Source organism: Flavobacterium sp. GNP001 (genome assembly GCF_054343775.1).
Map to the genome: position 1 here is coordinate 2,318,885 of NZ_JBTGUX010000001.1, position 16,510 is coordinate 2,335,394.

The window sequence follows — 16,510 nt, forward strand, 5'->3', positions numbered from 1 at the left end:
TAAATCTTGAAAACTAATTTAAAAAGTAATCAGTGTTCAGCATTCAAAATACATTGAACACTGACCACTTTTTACTGAATATTATTCTTCTAATCTGATATCTAAACCAAGACCTTTCAATTCATGCATCAATACATTGAATGATTCAGGTAATCCTGGCTCTGGCATAGATTCTCCTTTAACGATTGCCTCGTACGTTTTAGCTCTACCAATTACGTCATCCGATTTCACTGTCAAGATTTCACGAAGTGTACTAGAAGCTCCATAAGCCTCTAATGCCCAAACCTCCATCTCTCCAAAACGCTGACCTCCAAATTGTGCTTTACCTCCAAGTGGCTGCTGAGTGATTAAAGAGTACGGTCCGATAGAACGTGCGTGCATCTTGTCATCAACCATGTGACCTAATTTCAACATGTAAATTACACCTACAGTTGCAGCTTGGTGGAAACGCTCTCCAGTACCACCATCATATAAATGCGTATGACCAAAACGAGGTACTCCAGCTTCATCCGTTAAAGCGTTGATTTGGTCTAAAGATGCTCCGTCAAAAATTGGTGTAGCAAATTTTCTACCCAAGTTCATACCAGCCCATCCTAATACCGTTTCGTAAATCTGACCAATGTTCATACGAGAAGGTACCCCAAGTGGGTTCAACACGATATCAACTGGTGTTCCATCTTCAAGGAAAGGCATATCTTCATGACGTACGATACGAGCAACAATACCCTTGTTACCGTGACGACCCGCCATCTTATCACCCACTTTTAACTTACGTTTTTTAGCGATGTATACTTTAGCTAATTTCAAAATTCCTGCTGGCAATTCATCTCCAACAGTAATGGTGAATTTTTCTCTACGTAATGCACCTTGTAAGTCGTTCAATTTAATTTTATAGTTATGAATTAAATCATTAACCATAGTATTAGTAGCATCATCAGCTACCCATTGACCTTTGCTTAAGTGAGCAAAATCCTCTACTGCATAAAGCATTTTTTGAGTATATTTTTTACCTTTTGGCAAAACTTCCTCACCCAAATCATTCATTACACCTTGAGATGTTTTTCCGTTAACGATCAAGAAAAGTTTTTCAACTAATTTGTCTTTCAATTCAACAAATTTCACTTCAAACTCCATTTCAAGTGCTCCTAAAGCATCCTTGTCTTGTGTACGTTTACGTTTATCTTTAACTGCTCTTGCGAACAATTTTTTATCTAAAACAACACCATGTAAAGAAGGAGAAGCTTTCAAAGAAGCATCTTTCACATCACCTGCTTTGTCACCAAAGATGGCACGCAATAATTTTTCCTCTGGAGTTGGATCTGATTCCCCTTTTGGAGTAATTTTTCCGATAAGAATATCACCAGGCTTCACCTCGGCACCAATTCTAATCATACCGTTTTCATCCAAATCTTTAGTAGCTTCTTCAGAAACGTTAGGAATATCGTTCGTTAATTCTTCATTACCCAATTTCGTATCTCTTACTTCTAATGAGTAATCATCTACGTGGATTGAAGTAAAGATGTCATCACGAACAACTTTCTCAGAAATCACAATCGCATCCTCAAAGTTGTACCCTTTCCATGGCATAAACGCCACTTTCAAGTTACGACCTAATGCTAATTCTCCATTTTGAGTAGCATATCCTTCAGATAAAACTTGACCTGGAACAACTCTATCCCCTTTTCTTACGATAGGTTTCAAGTTGATACTTGTTCCTTGGTTAGTTTTTCTAAACTTAATTAGGTTGTATGTTTTTTCATCAGGCTCAAAACTTACCATTCTTTCTTCTTCAGAACGATCGTATTTGATAGTGATGATGTTTGCATCAACATACTCAATAACTCCATGACCTTCCGCATTAATCAATACTCTAGAATCAGAAGCTACTTGACGCTCTAAACCGGTACCTACAATTGGAGCTTCAGGGCGTATCAATGGTACAGCCTGACGCATCATGTTCGATCCCATCAAGGCTCTGTTCGCATCATCATGTTCCAAGAAAGGAATCAAAGATGCAGAAATAGAGGCAATCTGGTTTGGAGCAACGTCAGTATAATCAACATTTGACGGATCAATAACAGGGAAATCACCTTCTTGACGTGCAATAACGTCTTCGGCAGTAATTTTTCCAGAATTATCCATTTGAATGTTGGCTTGTGCAATTAACATTCCTTCCTCTTCCTCAGCACTAAGGTAAACTGGAGTAGATTCTAAATCTACAACACCATTAGTTACTTTACGGTAAGGAGTTTCGATGAATCCCATTCCATTCACTTTAGCGTAAACACCAAGTGAGGAAATCAATCCAATGTTTGGTCCCTCAGGAGTTTCAATCGGACATAAACGCCCGTAGTGCGTATAGTGAACGTCACGAACCTCAAATCCTGCTCTTTCTCTTGAAAGTCCACCTGGCCCAAGTGCAGATAACCTACGCTTGTGCGTGATCTCAGCCAATGGATTAGTTTGATCCATAAATTGAGACAATTGGTTGGTACCAAAGAAAGAATTAATTACAGAAGATAATGTTTTAGCATTAATCAAATCAATAGGTGTAAACACCTCATTATCTCTTACGTTCATTCTCTCGCGAATAGTTCTTGCCATACGAGCAAGACCAACACCAAATTGTTGAGAAAGTTGTTCACCAACAGTTCTTACTCTTCGGTTAGATAAGTGATCAATATCATCAATCTCCGCTTTAGAGTTGATTAATTCAATCAAATATTTCACGATAGTTATGATATCCTCTTTGGTCAAGACTTGCTTTTCCATTGGGGTATCTAAACCTAACTTTTTATTAATTCTGTAACGACCTACTTCACCTAAGTTATAACGTTGATCAGAGAAAAATAATTTATCAATGATACCACGTGCTGTTTCTTCATCAGGCGGTTCTGCGTTACGCAATTGTCTGTAGATGTGTTCAACAGCCTCTTTCTCAGAGTTTGTTGGATCTTTTTGTAACGTATTGTGAATGATGGCATAATCACCTTGATTAGCATCTTCTTTGTGTAACAAGATAGACTTAACGTTAGAATCGATGATTTCTTCCACATTATCTTTGTCGATAATCGTATCTCTATCAAGAATTATTTCGTTACGTTCAATAGATACAACTTCACCTGTATCTTCATCTACGAAATCCTCGTGCCAAGTGTTCAATACACGAGCAGCAAGTTTTCTACCAATATATTTCTTGAGACCAGTTTTAGAAACCTTAATTTCTTCAGCAAGGTCGAAAATTTCAAGAATATCTTTATCTCTTTCAAAACCAATAGCTCTGAAAAGAGTGGTTACAGGTAATTTTTTCTTTCTATCAATGTAAGCATACATTACACTATTGATATCAGTAGAAAATTCAATCCAAGAACCTTTAAACGGAATTACTCTCGCCGAATACAATTTTGTACCATTTGCATGGAATGATTGACCAAAGAAAACACCCGGAGAACGGTGCAATTGAGATACAACTACACGCTCAGCACCATTGATAACAAAGGTACCACTAGGCGTCATATAAGGAATTGTACCAAGATAAACATCTTGAACAATAGTTTCAAAATCTTCGTGTTCTGGGTCAGTACAGTACAGTTTAAGTCTAGCCTTTAATGGCACGCTGTATGTAAGACCTCTTTCTATACATTCTTGAATTGTATAACGTGGAGGATCTACAAAATAATCAAGGAACTCTAATACGAAGTTGTTTCTTGTATCAGTTATTGGAAAATTTTCCATGAAGGTATTGTAAAGCCCTTCGTCACCTCTTTCGTCTGATTTAGTTTCTAATTGAAAAAAATCTTTAAACGACTTAACCTGAACATCTAGAAAATCTGGATAGTCAGGAATATTTTTTGTTGAGGCAAAATTCAATCTTTCAGTCTGATTTGTTAGCATCAATGGACAAAATTTTGATTAAAAAAGTAATTTGTTTTGTGAATTTTAGAGTTCTAAAAACACATTTTATAACCAGTACATCTTTAAAAATTAATTATTAGGATAACTACTTTCTTATTATCTATTAATTTTTTTTCCTCGTAATGGGAATAAATAAGGTATTCAACGTGCTAGTTTGTTGTAATACAAGCTAGACTTTTGTTATACGAAAAATGGTTTAGGTCATTGAGTGACTAAACTCAAGACCTAAACCTTATTTTATAAACTTAGTTTAACTATTTAAGCTCAACTACAGCTCCAGCTTCTTCTAAAGATTTCTTAAGACCTTCAGCCTCTTCTTTAGTTACACCTTCTTTAACAGTACTTGGAGCACTATCAACTACATCTTTAGCTTCTTTCAAACCTAAACCTGTAAGTTCTTTAACCAATTTCACAACTGCTAATTTAGAAGCACCAGCCTCTTTCAATACAACTGTAAACTCAGTTTGAACTTCTTCAGCAGCAGCTTCACCACCACCTGAAACTACTACAGCTGCAGCAGCTGGTTCGATTCCGTACTCATCTTTTAATATTGTTGCTAATTCGTTAACTTCTTTTACAGTAAGGTTAACTAATTGTTCTGCGAATTGTTTCAAATCTGCCATTTTTTCTATCGTTTTAAAATGATTTGTAAAAATATAATTTATTTATTGTGCGCTAATTTAAATAACTATAGTTTGAAATATAGCTATTATGCCTCTGCTTCCTCAGTTGCCTCTTCGCTACTAGCGAATTGGTTTTGAAGAGCTGAGATAACTCTTTGTGCAGGAGATTGTAATAATCCAATGATTTCGCCAATAAGCTCTTCTTTAGATTTGATGGTTGCTAATGCATCTAATTGATCGTCTCCGATGTAAACTTCAGAGTTAATGTAAGCTCCTTTTAATACCGGCTTAGCTGATTTTTTTCTGAAATCTTTGATAATTTTTCCAGGTGCATTTGCAACATCTGAAATAAAGATTGCACTGTTACCAGTTAATACTGATGGCAAATCTCCATAATCATTATCAGATGCTTCCATTGCTTTTGCAAGCAAAGTGTTTTTAACAACCTCTAATTTTATACCTGCTTTAAAGCAAGCTCTTCTCAAGCTTGAAGTAGTCTCTGCATTAAGTCCTGAAATATCAGATATGTAAATGATATTTGTACCAGCTAACTGTGCAGTTAAATCTTCAATCGCGATTGATTTTTCTTCTCTAGTCATACTAAAAATTATTAACTACCAATTATACTGCTTTTGGATCCAATGCAATAGCTGGACTCATTGTGCTTGTAAGGTGAATACCTTTAATGTAGGTACCTTTAGCAGCAGTTGGCTTAAGTTTGATTAATGTTTGAATAATTTCGTGTGCATTGTCATAAATTTGCTCCGCACCAAATGATACTTTACCAATTCCTGCATGTACGATACCAGTTTTATCAACTTTAAAATCGATTTTACCAGCTTTAACTTCTTGAACAGCTTTTGCAACATCCATAGTTACAGTACCTGTTTTTGGGTTTGGCATTAAACCTCTAGGTCCTAAAATACGACCTAATGGACCTAATTTACCCATAACAGCAGGCATAGTGATGATAACATCAACATCTGTCCAACCATCTTTAATTTTTTGAAGGTAATCATCAAGACCAACATAGTCTGCACCAGCTGCCAAAGCTTCCGCTTCTTTATCTGGAGTAACTAATGCTAATACTTTAACATCTTTACCAGTACCGTGAGGTAATGTAACTACACCTCTTACCATTTGATTCGCTTTTCTTGGATCTACACCCAAACGAACTGCGATATCAACAGACTCATCAAATTTTGCAGAAGCAATAACTTTGATTAATGCAGCAGCATCTTTCAAAGAATACAATTTGTTCTTTTCAATTTTTGAAGCAGCCTCTTTTTGCTTTTTTGTCAATTTTGCCATGTCTATCTCTTAATTAAAAAGGAGAATCTCCTGATATAGTTATACCCATAGATCTAGCAGTTCCAGCAATCATGCTCATAGCAGATTCGATTGTGAATGCATTTAAATCTACCATTTTATCTTCAGCAATTGCCTTGATAACATCCCAAGTAACGCTAGCTACTTTTTTACGATTTGGTTCACCAGATCCTGACTTTAGCTTTGCAGCTTCCAATAACTGGACAGCCGCTGGAGGAGTCTTAACAACAAAATCAAATGATTTGTCTTTATACACAGTAATTTGTACTGGGCATATTTTGCCGGGTTTATCTTGAGTTCTAGCATTAAATTGCTTACAGAATTCCATGATGTTTACCCCAGCAGCTCCTAAAGCAGGTCCAACCGGTGGCGACGGGTTCGCAGCACCTCCCTTAACTTGTAGTTTAACTACCTTACTAATTTCTTTAGCCATTTTTAAAAAATTTAACATTGCTACCAATGGAAGCGGCAACAATGATTATTATAGATGTAACAAAAATTATACTTTTTCAACTTGCATGAAACTCAATTCTAAAGGTGTTTTTCTTCCGAAAATTTTCACCATTACTTCAAGTTTACGCTTTTCTTCATTAATTTTTTCAACCGTTCCGTTGAATCCATTAAATGGTCCATCAATTACTTTTACAGTTTCACCCATATTGAATGGAATAGCACGTGTATCTGTATTAACAGCCAACTCATCAACTTTTCCTAGCATTCTGTTAACTTCCGACATTCTTAACGGAACAGGCTCTCCACCTTTAACTTCTCCCAGAAAACCAATAACACTTGTTATAGACTTAATGATATGTGGTATTTCACCAACAAGATTCGCTTCGATCATTACATAACCAGGAAAATAAACCTTGTCTTTAACTAATTTTTTTCCCTCCTTAACAGTAACGACTTTTTCGGTTGGAACAAGAACTTGAGAAACATAATCTTCCATTCCTAATCTTGCGATTTCGGTTTCGATATATGCTTTTACTTTGTTCTCCTGGCCACTAACCGCTCTAACGACATACCACTTCTTCACATTATTATCTGCCATAACAAAAATTAAGCTTTTATCCAATTAAAAAATCCAGCTAAAGCTTTTGCGAAAATCTCATCTACTCCCCAAGTCCCCAAGGCAAATAAAACAGAAAATACAGCTACAACAATGGTTAGACGCTGTACTTCAGACCATTCCGGCCAAGTTACATTTGATTTTAATTCCTCAAATGCCTCTGATATGTAATTTACAACTTTTGTCATTGTGATTTATTTTTTTGCACGGGCGGAGGGATTCGAACCCCCATCAACGGTTTTGGAGACCGCTATTCTACCCTTGAACTACGCCCGTAGAATAAAAAATAGTGTCATCGTTAAACGACACTATTTTTTGATTGTATATTTCGTGGATTAACCTACGATTTCAGTTACTTGTCCAGCACCTACTGTTCTACCACCTTCACGGATAGCGAAACGTAAACCAACACTCATTGCGATTGGGCTTAACAAAGATACATTGATAGTTAAGTTATCACCTGGCATTACCATCTCTACTCCTTCTGGTAAAGTAATAACTCCTGTTACGTCAGTTGTACGTACGTAGAACTGTGGACGGTAGTTATTATGGAATGGAGTGTGACGTCCACCTTCTTCTTTTTTCAAGATATAAACCTCAGCTTTGAAAGTTGCGTGTGGCTTAACAGATCCTGGCTTAATGATAACCATTCCTCTTTTGATAGATTCTTTATCAATACCTCTCAACAATAAACCTACGTTATCTCCAGCTTCTCCTCTATCAAGGATTTTACGGAACATCTCAACTCCAGTGATAGTAGAAGTCAATTTCTCAGCTCCCATACCAATAATTTCTACTGGATCTCCAGTGTTTGCAATACCTGTTTCGATACGACCTGTAGCAACAGTTCCACGACCAGTAATTGTAAATACATCCTCAACTGGCATCAAGAATGGTTTGTCAGTATCACGTAATGGCTCTTCGATCCAGTTATCAACAGCTTCCATCAATTCTAAAATTTTAGGAACCCATGCAGCGTCATTGTTCAATCCTCCTAAAGCAGAACCTTGGATTACTGGACAGTTGTCACCATCATATTCGTAGAAAGATAATAAATCTCTAATTTCCATTTCAACAAGCTCTAACAACTCAGCGTCATCCACCATGTCAACTTTGTTCATGAAAACAACCATTCTAGGAATACCTACTTGGCGACCTAAAAGGATGTGCTCACGTGTTTGTGGCATTGGTCCATCAGTTGCAGCTACAACAAGGATAGCTCCATCCATTTGAGCAGCACCAGTAACCATGTTCTTTACGTAATCCGCGTGACCTGGACAGTCAACGTGTGCGTAGTGACGGTTAGCAGTTTCATACTCAACGTGTGATGTATTGATAGTAATACCTCTTTCTTTTTCTTCAGGAGCATTATCAATTTGATCAAATGATTTTGCTTGACAGTAACCAGCATCAGATAATACTTTTGTGATTGCTGCTGTTAAAGTAGTTTTACCGTGATCTACGTGTCCGATCGTACCAATATTTAAGTGTGGTTTCGAACGGTTAAAGGTTTCTTTTGCCATTTTACTTAATTTTAATCTTGTTATATATTAATTTTTATTTCCTACTTACTTGAGCCAACTACGGGAATTGAACCCGTGACCTCTTCCTTACCAAGGAAGCACTCTACCTCTGAGCTAAGTCGGCAGAACCTCTTATCAAAGAGCTTAGTTCAATAAAGAAAAGCAATATACTTTTCTAAAACAACTAAGTTTTATTCTTGTGGGGAGAGCAGGATTCGAACCTGCGAAGTTCACACAGCAGATTTACAGTCTGCCCTCGTTGGCCGCTTGAGTATCTCCCCTCACTTTCTTTATCTTTAAATATGTTAACTTGGAGCCGGCGGAGGGACTCGAACCCACGACCTGCTGATTACAAATCAGCTGCTCTAGCCAACTGAGCTACGCTGGCGAATTGATAAAAAAAGTCCGCTATTTCTAACGGACTGCAAATGTATAGATTTTATCTAGCAATCAAAACATTTTTTGAAAAAATTTTATATTAAATATGCGAACTAATCTTTTCTTTTCGTTTTAGAAGCATTCGCTCTAGAGATTCTGCGGCTAACTCGGTTGCTTCTTCAAATGATTTACACTGTTTTTTAACCAATAACTCATCACCAGGCACATTAATTTTTACTTCGACAATTTTATTTTCTTTCTCACTCGTTTTTTCCACTTTCAAATACACATCAGACGAGACGACCTTATCGTAATACTTTTCAAGTTTATCCATTCGTTCTTGAACAAAATCAACCAACTTTCTGTCAACAGTAAAGTTAACTGCGTGAACACTTACCTTCATAATCATCGTTATTAAAAATTATTAAATATTTTTTGTCATCAACCCCTTGGATGCGCTTTTTTATGCACTTCCTGCAGAACCGATAAACTACTGTGTGTGTACACCTGCGTAGAAGCTAAACTAGCATGCCCCAATAATTCTTTGACTGAATTTAAATCTGCACCATTATTAAGTAAATGGGTAGCAAAAGTGTGACGAAGGATATGAGGACTTTTCTTCAACTTGTGTGACACTCTACTAAAGTATGAATTTATTAACCGATACACAAGACTTTCATTTAATTTTATTCCTTTTTTGGTCAGAAAAAAATAATCAGAATCTTCAATCACTTCTAAATCAGTCCTTACAGCGAGGTATCGCCTTATTGACTGTATCAAAAACGGCAATAACGGCAGCAAACGCTCTTTTTGCCGCTTCCCTAAAACTTTGATAATACCTGATGCCAAATCTACGTTTTTAAACTGCAACCCTATTAACTCCGCTCTTCGCATGCCTGTTGCATAAAACAGCTCTACGATCAATTGATTGCGTACTGATTCAAAATCAGTTCCTTCTGAAAAAACCTCCGCAACCTGCACCATCTCTTGTTCTGAAAACGGAATCTGAATTATTTTTGGGGTTTTTAAGGCCTTGTGAGTCGCCAAAGGACTGGCTTTAATTTGCTTGCTTCGGAGTAAAAATTTATAGAATGCTTTGAGACTAGCAATTTTTCTATTAATTGTAGTGTTTGAAAGTGACTGATCGACCAACTCTACTATCCAAGCTCTTATTTGAACATACAGCACATCATCAATTGTAGCTTGCTGATATCTCAAAAATACAAAGTCTCTAAAAGAAACTAAGTCGTTATTGTAAGCCGTGATGGTGTGATTGGAATACTTTTTCTCCAAGCGGAGGTATTGCTCGAATGCTTCTATACTTTTAACCATAAAAAAAACCGTTAGCATCAAAGTTAAATAATTTTGATAACTAACGGCTCCTATTTTCTGTAGAATCGACTAACTTTCTATGTTATCTTTCATATTTTGGATATAAGCCATTTTTTGAATTTTGATTCTGTTTGTTACTGACTGCATAACAAAAGCACTACGTGCTCTTTGATTGCGAATTCTCTTTATTTTTTCTTTTTAAAACTAAAGTAGTAAGTAACTTCAAAACCTAAGTCATAATTGGTATCCAAATCTGTATTGGGCGTTCTTTTAATCACCTTGTTAAAGTTGATATTATCTACAAAAACAGACAACAAAACCGCATCATAGGATTCTGACCACAATTTACCCAAAACCCCCATGTTTAAACCAAAAGAACGACTAACTCCTTTACGGGTTTCTTTTGTATAAATTGTTTTAGTCTCTTGATAAACAAAAATCGCATCTGAAGCTTTTATTTCGGCATAATTATATTTTGGTTTTACTGCCAAGTACCAATGTTTATCTTGATCCAAAGGAATAGAAAAATTGGGAGTAACACTCCAATTTAAAGCCTGAAAAGTTGTAAAAATATCTTTTATCCGCATCAAAGAATTTGCAGAATCATAAGTGGTATTGTTTTGCAAAGCGCCGAAAAAGAATCGGAATTCAACCTCTGGCTTAATAAAATCCTGTAGATTATATTGAACTCCTGTAGAAATATTTAGGTAACCATTATTTTCAAAAGATGTATTGATATTTTGCCCCGCACCCAAAAAAGGCAATACTTTTTGTGCATTGACAAAAAAAGTATTGACAATTACTACAAATAAAAATTTACTTATTTTAGAATAACCCATGCAACAGTAAAATTTAAAATAGGAACAACTTGATGAACTAAATTACTACTGAAATTATATCCCAATCCTGTATTCGCACCAAGATTCATCCCTGTTTTATATGTTTTTTGAAATCCCCACACAGCCCCTGCTGTAAGGCCGTCATAATCGCTTAAATAAGAACCATCATTTATAGGCTTCATATAATAACTAATAGAAGGAGCAATATAAGCAGCTGAATTACCCCTTATTGATTTATTTTTAGCCAAGCGTTTTTCTAAATTATAATAATAACGATATTGAGCTCTGCCGAATGGAGATGCCAACAGTTTTAATTGCCCACCTCCCTTACTAGTACCTCCAAATGACAAATTAACATCAACATTAAAAGCTGTCTTATCACCTAGAACCCGCTCATAAGTCAAGCCTGGCGCTAAAATATTAACTTTAAATAAATTTCTCGATAAATCACTTTCTTTTTGCGAATAGGCAAGCGTTGAAAAGATTAAAATAGCGGTAAAAATTAAGATTTTTTTCATGGTTAATAGTGTTTTACAAATTAATAAGATGTTTTACTCTATTTGAATAAGTCTTGATCCAGACCATTCACCATCATTATACACTGCACCGTAATTTTCATAATTTTCCTTTTAACAGATAATAAAACAAATATAAGATTTATTTTAAAAAACACTTAAAAAAACAAAATTTGTTTAACAAAAAAAAATAGCAATAAAGTTAAAAAACTCTAATGCTATTTTTATAATAATGTAGAATCGACTAACTTTCTAAGTTATCTTTCATATTTTGGATATAAGCCGCTTTTTGAATTTTGATTCTGTTTGTTACTGAAGGCTTAATAAAAGCAGTACGTGCTCTTAATTGACGAACAGTTCCTGTTTTATCAAATTTTCTTTTGTAACGTTTTAACGCTCTATCGATATTTTCCCCGTCTTTAATTGGTATAATTAACATAATATAGACACCCCCTTTCTTTAGTCTGCAAAAGTAGTTATTATTTTTCGTTTAATCCCTACTGTTCTTCAATTTATTTTGGTGTGCCGGCACAAAGCGCATCCATTACATTATCAATCAAGCTTCGGTGCCGTCAGGCTATTCGTTGCAATCTTTTATTTCGCTACGCTTCATAAAAGGATTTCCACTACTATCCTTCACACAAAAAAAAGGAGCGAACAAACCGCTCACTCCTTGATTTTATTCATTGGAATTCCTCACAATGATACTTAATTACAACTTATAATGAATAGTCAAAACTATTTCACAGCAGGTTCGTAACTTTGATCATCAATAATCATTTTTCCTAAAATTTCTTTTAAAATCTCTGAAGTACCACCTCCAATTGGCCCTAAGCGACTATCTCTAAACAAACGCGCCAAAGGATACTCTTCCATGTAACCATAACCACCTAGCATCTGCAAACAACTGTAAATAGCCTCATCAGCAACTTTGGTTGATTTAAGCTTCGCCATTGTAGCCTCTTTTACTACATATTCTCCTTTATCTAATCGAGCAACAGCAGCATAATTAAAAATTTTACAGTGCTCTACTTCAGTGGCGTGCTCTACAAGGGTGTGACGCAAGGCTTGAAATTTACTTATCTTTTTTCCAAAAGCTTCACGTTGAGACATATAATCGATAGTATAATCAATTGCATATTCCCCTCTAGCATGTGCATTAATTGCCATTATTAAGCGTTCAAGTGCAAAATGCTGCATGATGTACGGAAATCCTTTCCCTTCTTCACCCATAAGATTTTCAGCAGGAATCTCTACATTATCGAATGCAATCTCTGCCGTATCCGATGCTCTCCATCCCAATTTATCAAGTTTAGAAGCTGATATTCCTTTTAGACCGGTATCCATCAAAAAGATACTAATTCCTTTGTTACCCAACTCCGGATTTGTTTTGGCTGCCACAATATAATAATCAGCGTAAATACCATTAGTGATAAACGTTTTCGATCCGTTTATGATATACTTATCACCTTTTCTAACTGCTGTGGTACGCATTCCTGCAACATCACTTCCTCCGAAAGGTTCTGATATACACAATGCTCCAATTTTTTCACCTGCAATACTCGGCGCAAGATAATCTTTCTTGATTCTATCATCGCCCTCTGCATTTAAATGCGTCATCGCTAAATAGGCATGAGCCCACATAGCGGCAGCGAAGCCAGATGATTTTATCTTTTGTAGTTCTTCTAAAAAAACAACTGTGTAAAACAAATCAAGATTCATCCCGCCGTACGCCTCTGGGTAATTAATCCCAAAGTATCCCATATCGCCAAATTTTTTCCAGATAAAACGCTCTATCGTACCTGTTTTTTCCCATTTTTCAATGTGAGGCACCACTTCTTTTTGCAAAAAATCTTTTAAACTTTCTCTGAAGGCCTGATGCTCTTCTGTGAAGTAAACTGAATTCATATTCTATTATTTTTTTCTTTTAACAATGAAAATTAAGGTCGTCATTGTTGGACTGAGGCTTACAATTATTAAATGCAACAATACATCAACTAATCTCAAGAAAGACCCTTTACTTTAATAGTTCACTCAAACTAAACGAGATAAAAAACCTACGTAGCTCCCAAAACCAGCAACTTCTAACGAAAGTCCAAATATAAGGCAATTATTTTTGCTTTATCAACAGGAAATCCTTTAATTTTTGTTAAATCCTCAATTTTAGCAAAATCTCCTTTCATGCTACGGTAGGTAATTATATCGCGAGCAAGGCCACCTTTAAAATAATAAAACTGACTTAATTCTTTTAGAGATGCATTATTGATATCTAACTTTATAACAGCCGGCGATGCGCCGATCTGAAAATGTGTGTTCAATTCTGAAACTACCTCAGGGGATAAGCCCCAAACTTCTATTAATTGTTCCATACTTACAAATCCACCAAGAGTGGAGCGCTGCTTGATAATTCTGGCAGACAATGCCTCACCAACGCCATAAATTTTCATAAAATCATCTTGACTTGCGAGATTGATATCTTTAACAATGATTTTTTCTTTAGCCCCTGCAGCCGTTTTATAATCAAACGATTTTTTGCTGTAGTCACTTTTGGGTTTCGTTGCTACCCAAGTCGGAAACTGAAACATCGGAGCAATTACTTGCAAAAGCGAATCGGAAATTTGAGTCACCATTTGAAACTCAGCTGCAGAATTGACATATTTATTTTGTTTTCGAAAAGCAAATAGGCGGTCAATCTCTGCTACTGACATCCCTAATTTATATCCTTTGTAGTCAGAAATAAAATTAGGGTTAAATTTATATATTTTGCTTGACGCTTTTTTAGAATTATCACTAAGTGTGTCGATGGTACTTTGCAGAGACAACCATGTTTGCTCTTTAGGATCTTTTTTTTCTATGACAGACCAATCACAAAAAAACACTAAGCTTTGTAATATGACGATAAAAACTAACAGTATTAAAACACCCGTACGTTGCTGTTTGGTATAATTAAAATAGGAAACAATGGTTTTTAATACTCTCATAGGCTTAAAAATTGGCACCACACTAGATTAGTTTTAAAAATAAGAAATAAATACGAAACTCATTACGAATTACTGTAAAAAAATTGATTCTCAACATACAACCAACTTTTATCATATTGCGGTAATTATGACAAATCAATAATAAAAAAGAGTTTGAGACATTTTTTACAACTTAAAATTCAATAATTGTTTTTATTTTTTGTAAAAAAGAATACATTTGGTGCTTAATAACTTAAAACATTAAACAACCATGTCAATCTGGAGAGTTAAACCAGTATCGGCTTTTGAAGCTGATATGAAAAAAAGTCAATTAAAAAGAGTTTTAGGTAAGTGGAGCCTTACCGCTATTGGTATTGGAGCCATCATAGGAGGAGGAATTTTTGTATTAACAGGAACTGGAGCTTATAATCACGCAGGTCCCGCACTTGCTCTTTCATTTGTAATTGCAGGTATTGCCTGTGTATTTGCAGCTTTATGTTATTCTGAATTTGCATCTATATTACCTGTTGAAGGTTCTGCCTATGCCTATGCCTACGGAACTATTGGAGAAATATTTGCCTGGATTATTGGCTGGGGATTAATATTAGAGTATGCCATGGGCTCGATGACGGTCGCCGTGTCATGGTCGGGATATTTCAATAAGATGCTCAAGATGTTTGGCATAAGCTTACCCGAATACTTAACCGCAGATCCAGGAAGTTACACCGGAGAAGGATTTAGTATGAACTTACCAGCGTTTCTAATCGTATTATTAGTTATATCATTACTGATTAAAGGAACTGAAAAAGCGGCAAGCGCGAACAACTTCATTGTAATTTTAAAAGTATCTGCTGTAATTTTCGTAATTATTGCTGGAGCATTCTTTATAGATGTAGACAACTGGTCTCCATTTATCCCAGAAGCACAAACAATTATTGTTGATGACAAACCACATGAAGCATACGGTTTAGCTGGAATTGTTTCGGGAGCAGCTGCAATTTTCTTTGCTTATGTAGGTTTTGATGCTGTTTCTACTCAAGCTGGTGAGGCCATCAACCCAAAGAAAGACGTACCTTTTGCAATTATTGCATCATTATTAGTTTGTACTGTTCTTTATATCTTAGTTTCACTTGTGTTAACTGGTATGATTAGTTACCAAGATTTCAACCCACTAGGTAAATACCCAGAGGCAATTAAAGCTCCTGTTGCATACGCATTTGATATTGCAGGTCAAGCTTGGGCTGGATACATCATCACGATCGCTGCTACGGTAGGTTTAATTTCTGTATTGATGGTAATGATCATGGGACAATCACGTATCTTTTTAGGAATGTCAAAAGATGGATTAATTCCAGCTGTATTCTCTAAAATCAACCCGCTTTCTGGAACTCCAAGAACCAACTTAATGATTTTAGGTGCTTTTATCGCTACCGTTGCTGCATTCACACCAATTAGTAAGCTTGCTGAAATGACTAGTTTTGGTACCTTATTTGCCTTTACAATGGTATGTATCGCCGTTTGGATTTTGAGAGTAAAACAACCTACTTTAGAACGTAGTTTTAAAGTTCCTGCTTTACCAGTAATTGCAGTTTGCGGAATTGCTATCAATACTTACTTGATGGTAAACTTGAGTAAAGATGCTCAATTATTCTCATTAGGATGGCTAGCAATTGGTATGGTGATTTACTTCCTGTACGGAAAAAGAAATTCTAAACTGAATAACCCAGAAGAATAAATAAAACGAAAAAGGCTCCTAAAATTAGGAGCCTTTTTTTATACTATAAATCAAAAACCGAAGTACGTTTAGCACGGATAAGATCTTTTAACTTTATCCAAAAAGCCAACGTTAGATACACTGCAAACCACAACCCAGCAGTGACAAACGATAAGTAAATAAAAAACAGTCGTACGCTACTAGCACGCATTCCTAAAGTATCGGCCAATCGTGAAGACACATGAAATCCGTGTTTTTCGAAAAAAAACTTGAGTTTTATAATTACTGACATACTATTTAATTATTAGAACAA

Annotated in this window: 17 protein-coding genes and 4 tRNA genes; 1 reads left to right on the plus strand and 20 read right to left on the minus strand. The window is 35.7% G+C overall.

Features of this window, described 5'->3' with window-relative positions; all coding sequences use genetic code 11:
* Positions 1-81 precede the first annotated feature (81 nt).
* The 19 genes from rpoB to ACXX8U_RS09950 form a co-directional block, all read right to left on the minus strand.
* Positions 82-3,894, minus strand: coding sequence for a DNA-directed RNA polymerase subunit beta (gene rpoB, locus ACXX8U_RS09860; RefSeq protein ID WP_458565707.1), 3,813 nt, complete (start codon positions 3,892-3,894; stop codon positions 82-84).
* Positions 3,895-4,169: 275 nt separating this feature from the next.
* The gene (gene rplL / locus ACXX8U_RS09865; protein WP_166138772.1) at positions 4,170-4,538 is read right to left on the minus strand and encodes a 50S ribosomal protein L7/L12; all 369 of its coding nucleotides are present in this window, start codon (positions 4,536-4,538) and stop codon (positions 4,170-4,172) included.
* A gap of 86 nt (positions 4,539-4,624) precedes the next feature.
* Positions 4,625-5,137 carry a 50S ribosomal protein L10 gene (rplJ, locus tag ACXX8U_RS09870; RefSeq protein ID WP_458565708.1) on the minus strand — a complete coding sequence of 171 codons (513 nt, stop codon included), beginning with the start codon at positions 5,135-5,137 and terminating at the stop codon, positions 4,625-4,627.
* A gap of 22 nt (positions 5,138-5,159) precedes the next feature.
* Positions 5,160-5,849 carry a 50S ribosomal protein L1 gene (gene rplA / locus ACXX8U_RS09875; protein ID WP_039111376.1) on the minus strand — a complete coding sequence of 230 codons (690 nt, stop codon included), beginning with the start codon at positions 5,847-5,849 and terminating at the stop codon, positions 5,160-5,162.
* Between the two features lie 13 nt (positions 5,850-5,862).
* Positions 5,863-6,300, minus strand: coding sequence for a 50S ribosomal protein L11 (gene rplK / locus ACXX8U_RS09880; protein WP_166138783.1), 438 nt, complete (start codon positions 6,298-6,300; stop codon positions 5,863-5,865).
* A gap of 66 nt (positions 6,301-6,366) precedes the next feature.
* A complete protein-coding gene (gene nusG / locus ACXX8U_RS09885) occupies positions 6,367-6,918 on the minus strand; it encodes a transcription termination/antitermination protein NusG (protein WP_166138786.1) in 552 nt (183 codons plus the stop codon).
* Between the two features lie 8 nt (positions 6,919-6,926).
* Positions 6,927-7,124 (minus strand): preprotein translocase subunit SecE, encoded by a 198-nt coding sequence (gene secE / locus ACXX8U_RS09890; RefSeq protein ID WP_086455318.1) that lies wholly within the window; start codon positions 7,122-7,124, stop codon positions 6,927-6,929.
* 17 nt (positions 7,125-7,141) lie between these two features.
* Positions 7,142-7,212: transfer RNA gene (locus ACXX8U_RS09895), tRNA-Trp, on the minus strand.
* 59 nt (positions 7,213-7,271) lie between these two features.
* The gene (tuf, locus tag ACXX8U_RS09900; RefSeq protein ID WP_166138789.1) at positions 7,272-8,459 is read right to left on the minus strand and encodes an elongation factor Tu; all 1,188 of its coding nucleotides are present in this window, start codon (positions 8,457-8,459) and stop codon (positions 7,272-7,274) included.
* Between the two features lie 52 nt (positions 8,460-8,511).
* A tRNA-Thr gene (locus ACXX8U_RS09905) sits at positions 8,512-8,583 on the minus strand.
* A 76-nt stretch (positions 8,584-8,659) separates the two neighbouring features.
* A tRNA-Tyr gene (locus tag ACXX8U_RS09910) sits at positions 8,660-8,740 on the minus strand.
* Between the two features lie 30 nt (positions 8,741-8,770).
* Positions 8,771-8,847: transfer RNA gene (locus ACXX8U_RS09915), tRNA-Thr, on the minus strand.
* A 90-nt stretch (positions 8,848-8,937) separates the two neighbouring features.
* On the minus strand, positions 8,938-9,240 hold the full coding sequence (gene hpf / locus ACXX8U_RS09920) for a ribosome hibernation-promoting factor, HPF/YfiA family (RefSeq protein ID WP_210788394.1): 303 nt from the start codon (positions 9,238-9,240) through the stop codon (positions 8,938-8,940).
* A 38-nt stretch (positions 9,241-9,278) separates the two neighbouring features.
* Positions 9,279-10,169 carry a tyrosine-type recombinase/integrase gene (locus ACXX8U_RS09925; RefSeq protein WP_458565709.1) on the minus strand — a complete coding sequence of 297 codons (891 nt, stop codon included), beginning with the start codon at positions 10,167-10,169 and terminating at the stop codon, positions 9,279-9,281.
* A 185-nt stretch (positions 10,170-10,354) separates the two neighbouring features.
* Entirely contained in the window at positions 10,355-11,008 is a 654-nt protein-coding gene (locus tag ACXX8U_RS09930) for a hypothetical protein (protein ID WP_458565710.1), read from the minus strand.
* Entirely contained in the window at positions 10,990-11,526 is a 537-nt protein-coding gene (locus ACXX8U_RS09935; RefSeq protein WP_458565711.1) for a hypothetical protein, read from the minus strand. Before ACXX8U_RS09935 ends, ACXX8U_RS09930 begins: the two co-directional genes overlap by 19 nt.
* A gap of 241 nt (positions 11,527-11,767) precedes the next feature.
* Positions 11,768-11,962 (minus strand): 30S ribosomal protein S21, encoded by a 195-nt coding sequence (gene rpsU, locus ACXX8U_RS09940; protein ID WP_072993116.1) that lies wholly within the window; start codon positions 11,960-11,962, stop codon positions 11,768-11,770.
* 299 nt (positions 11,963-12,261) lie between these two features.
* Positions 12,262-13,431: an acyl-CoA dehydrogenase family protein gene (locus ACXX8U_RS09945; protein WP_458565712.1), complete on the minus strand. Its 1,170-nt coding sequence runs from the start codon at positions 13,429-13,431 to the stop codon at positions 12,262-12,264.
* 176 nt (positions 13,432-13,607) lie between these two features.
* Entirely contained in the window at positions 13,608-14,504 is an 897-nt protein-coding gene (locus ACXX8U_RS09950) for a ComEA family DNA-binding protein (RefSeq protein WP_458565713.1), read from the minus strand.
* A gap of 250 nt (positions 14,505-14,754) precedes the next feature.
* On the opposite strand from ACXX8U_RS09950, the gene ACXX8U_RS09955 reads away from it, so the two are divergent.
* Positions 14,755-16,218 carry an APC family permease gene (locus ACXX8U_RS09955; protein ID WP_458565714.1) on the plus strand — a complete coding sequence of 488 codons (1,464 nt, stop codon included), beginning with the start codon at positions 14,755-14,757 and terminating at the stop codon, positions 16,216-16,218.
* Between the two features lie 43 nt (positions 16,219-16,261).
* On the opposite strand, the gene ACXX8U_RS09960 is transcribed toward ACXX8U_RS09955, so the two are convergent.
* On the minus strand, positions 16,262-16,489 hold the full coding sequence (locus ACXX8U_RS09960; RefSeq protein ID WP_166133493.1) for a PspC domain-containing protein: 228 nt from the start codon (positions 16,487-16,489) through the stop codon (positions 16,262-16,264).
* Positions 16,490-16,510 lie beyond the last annotated feature (21 nt).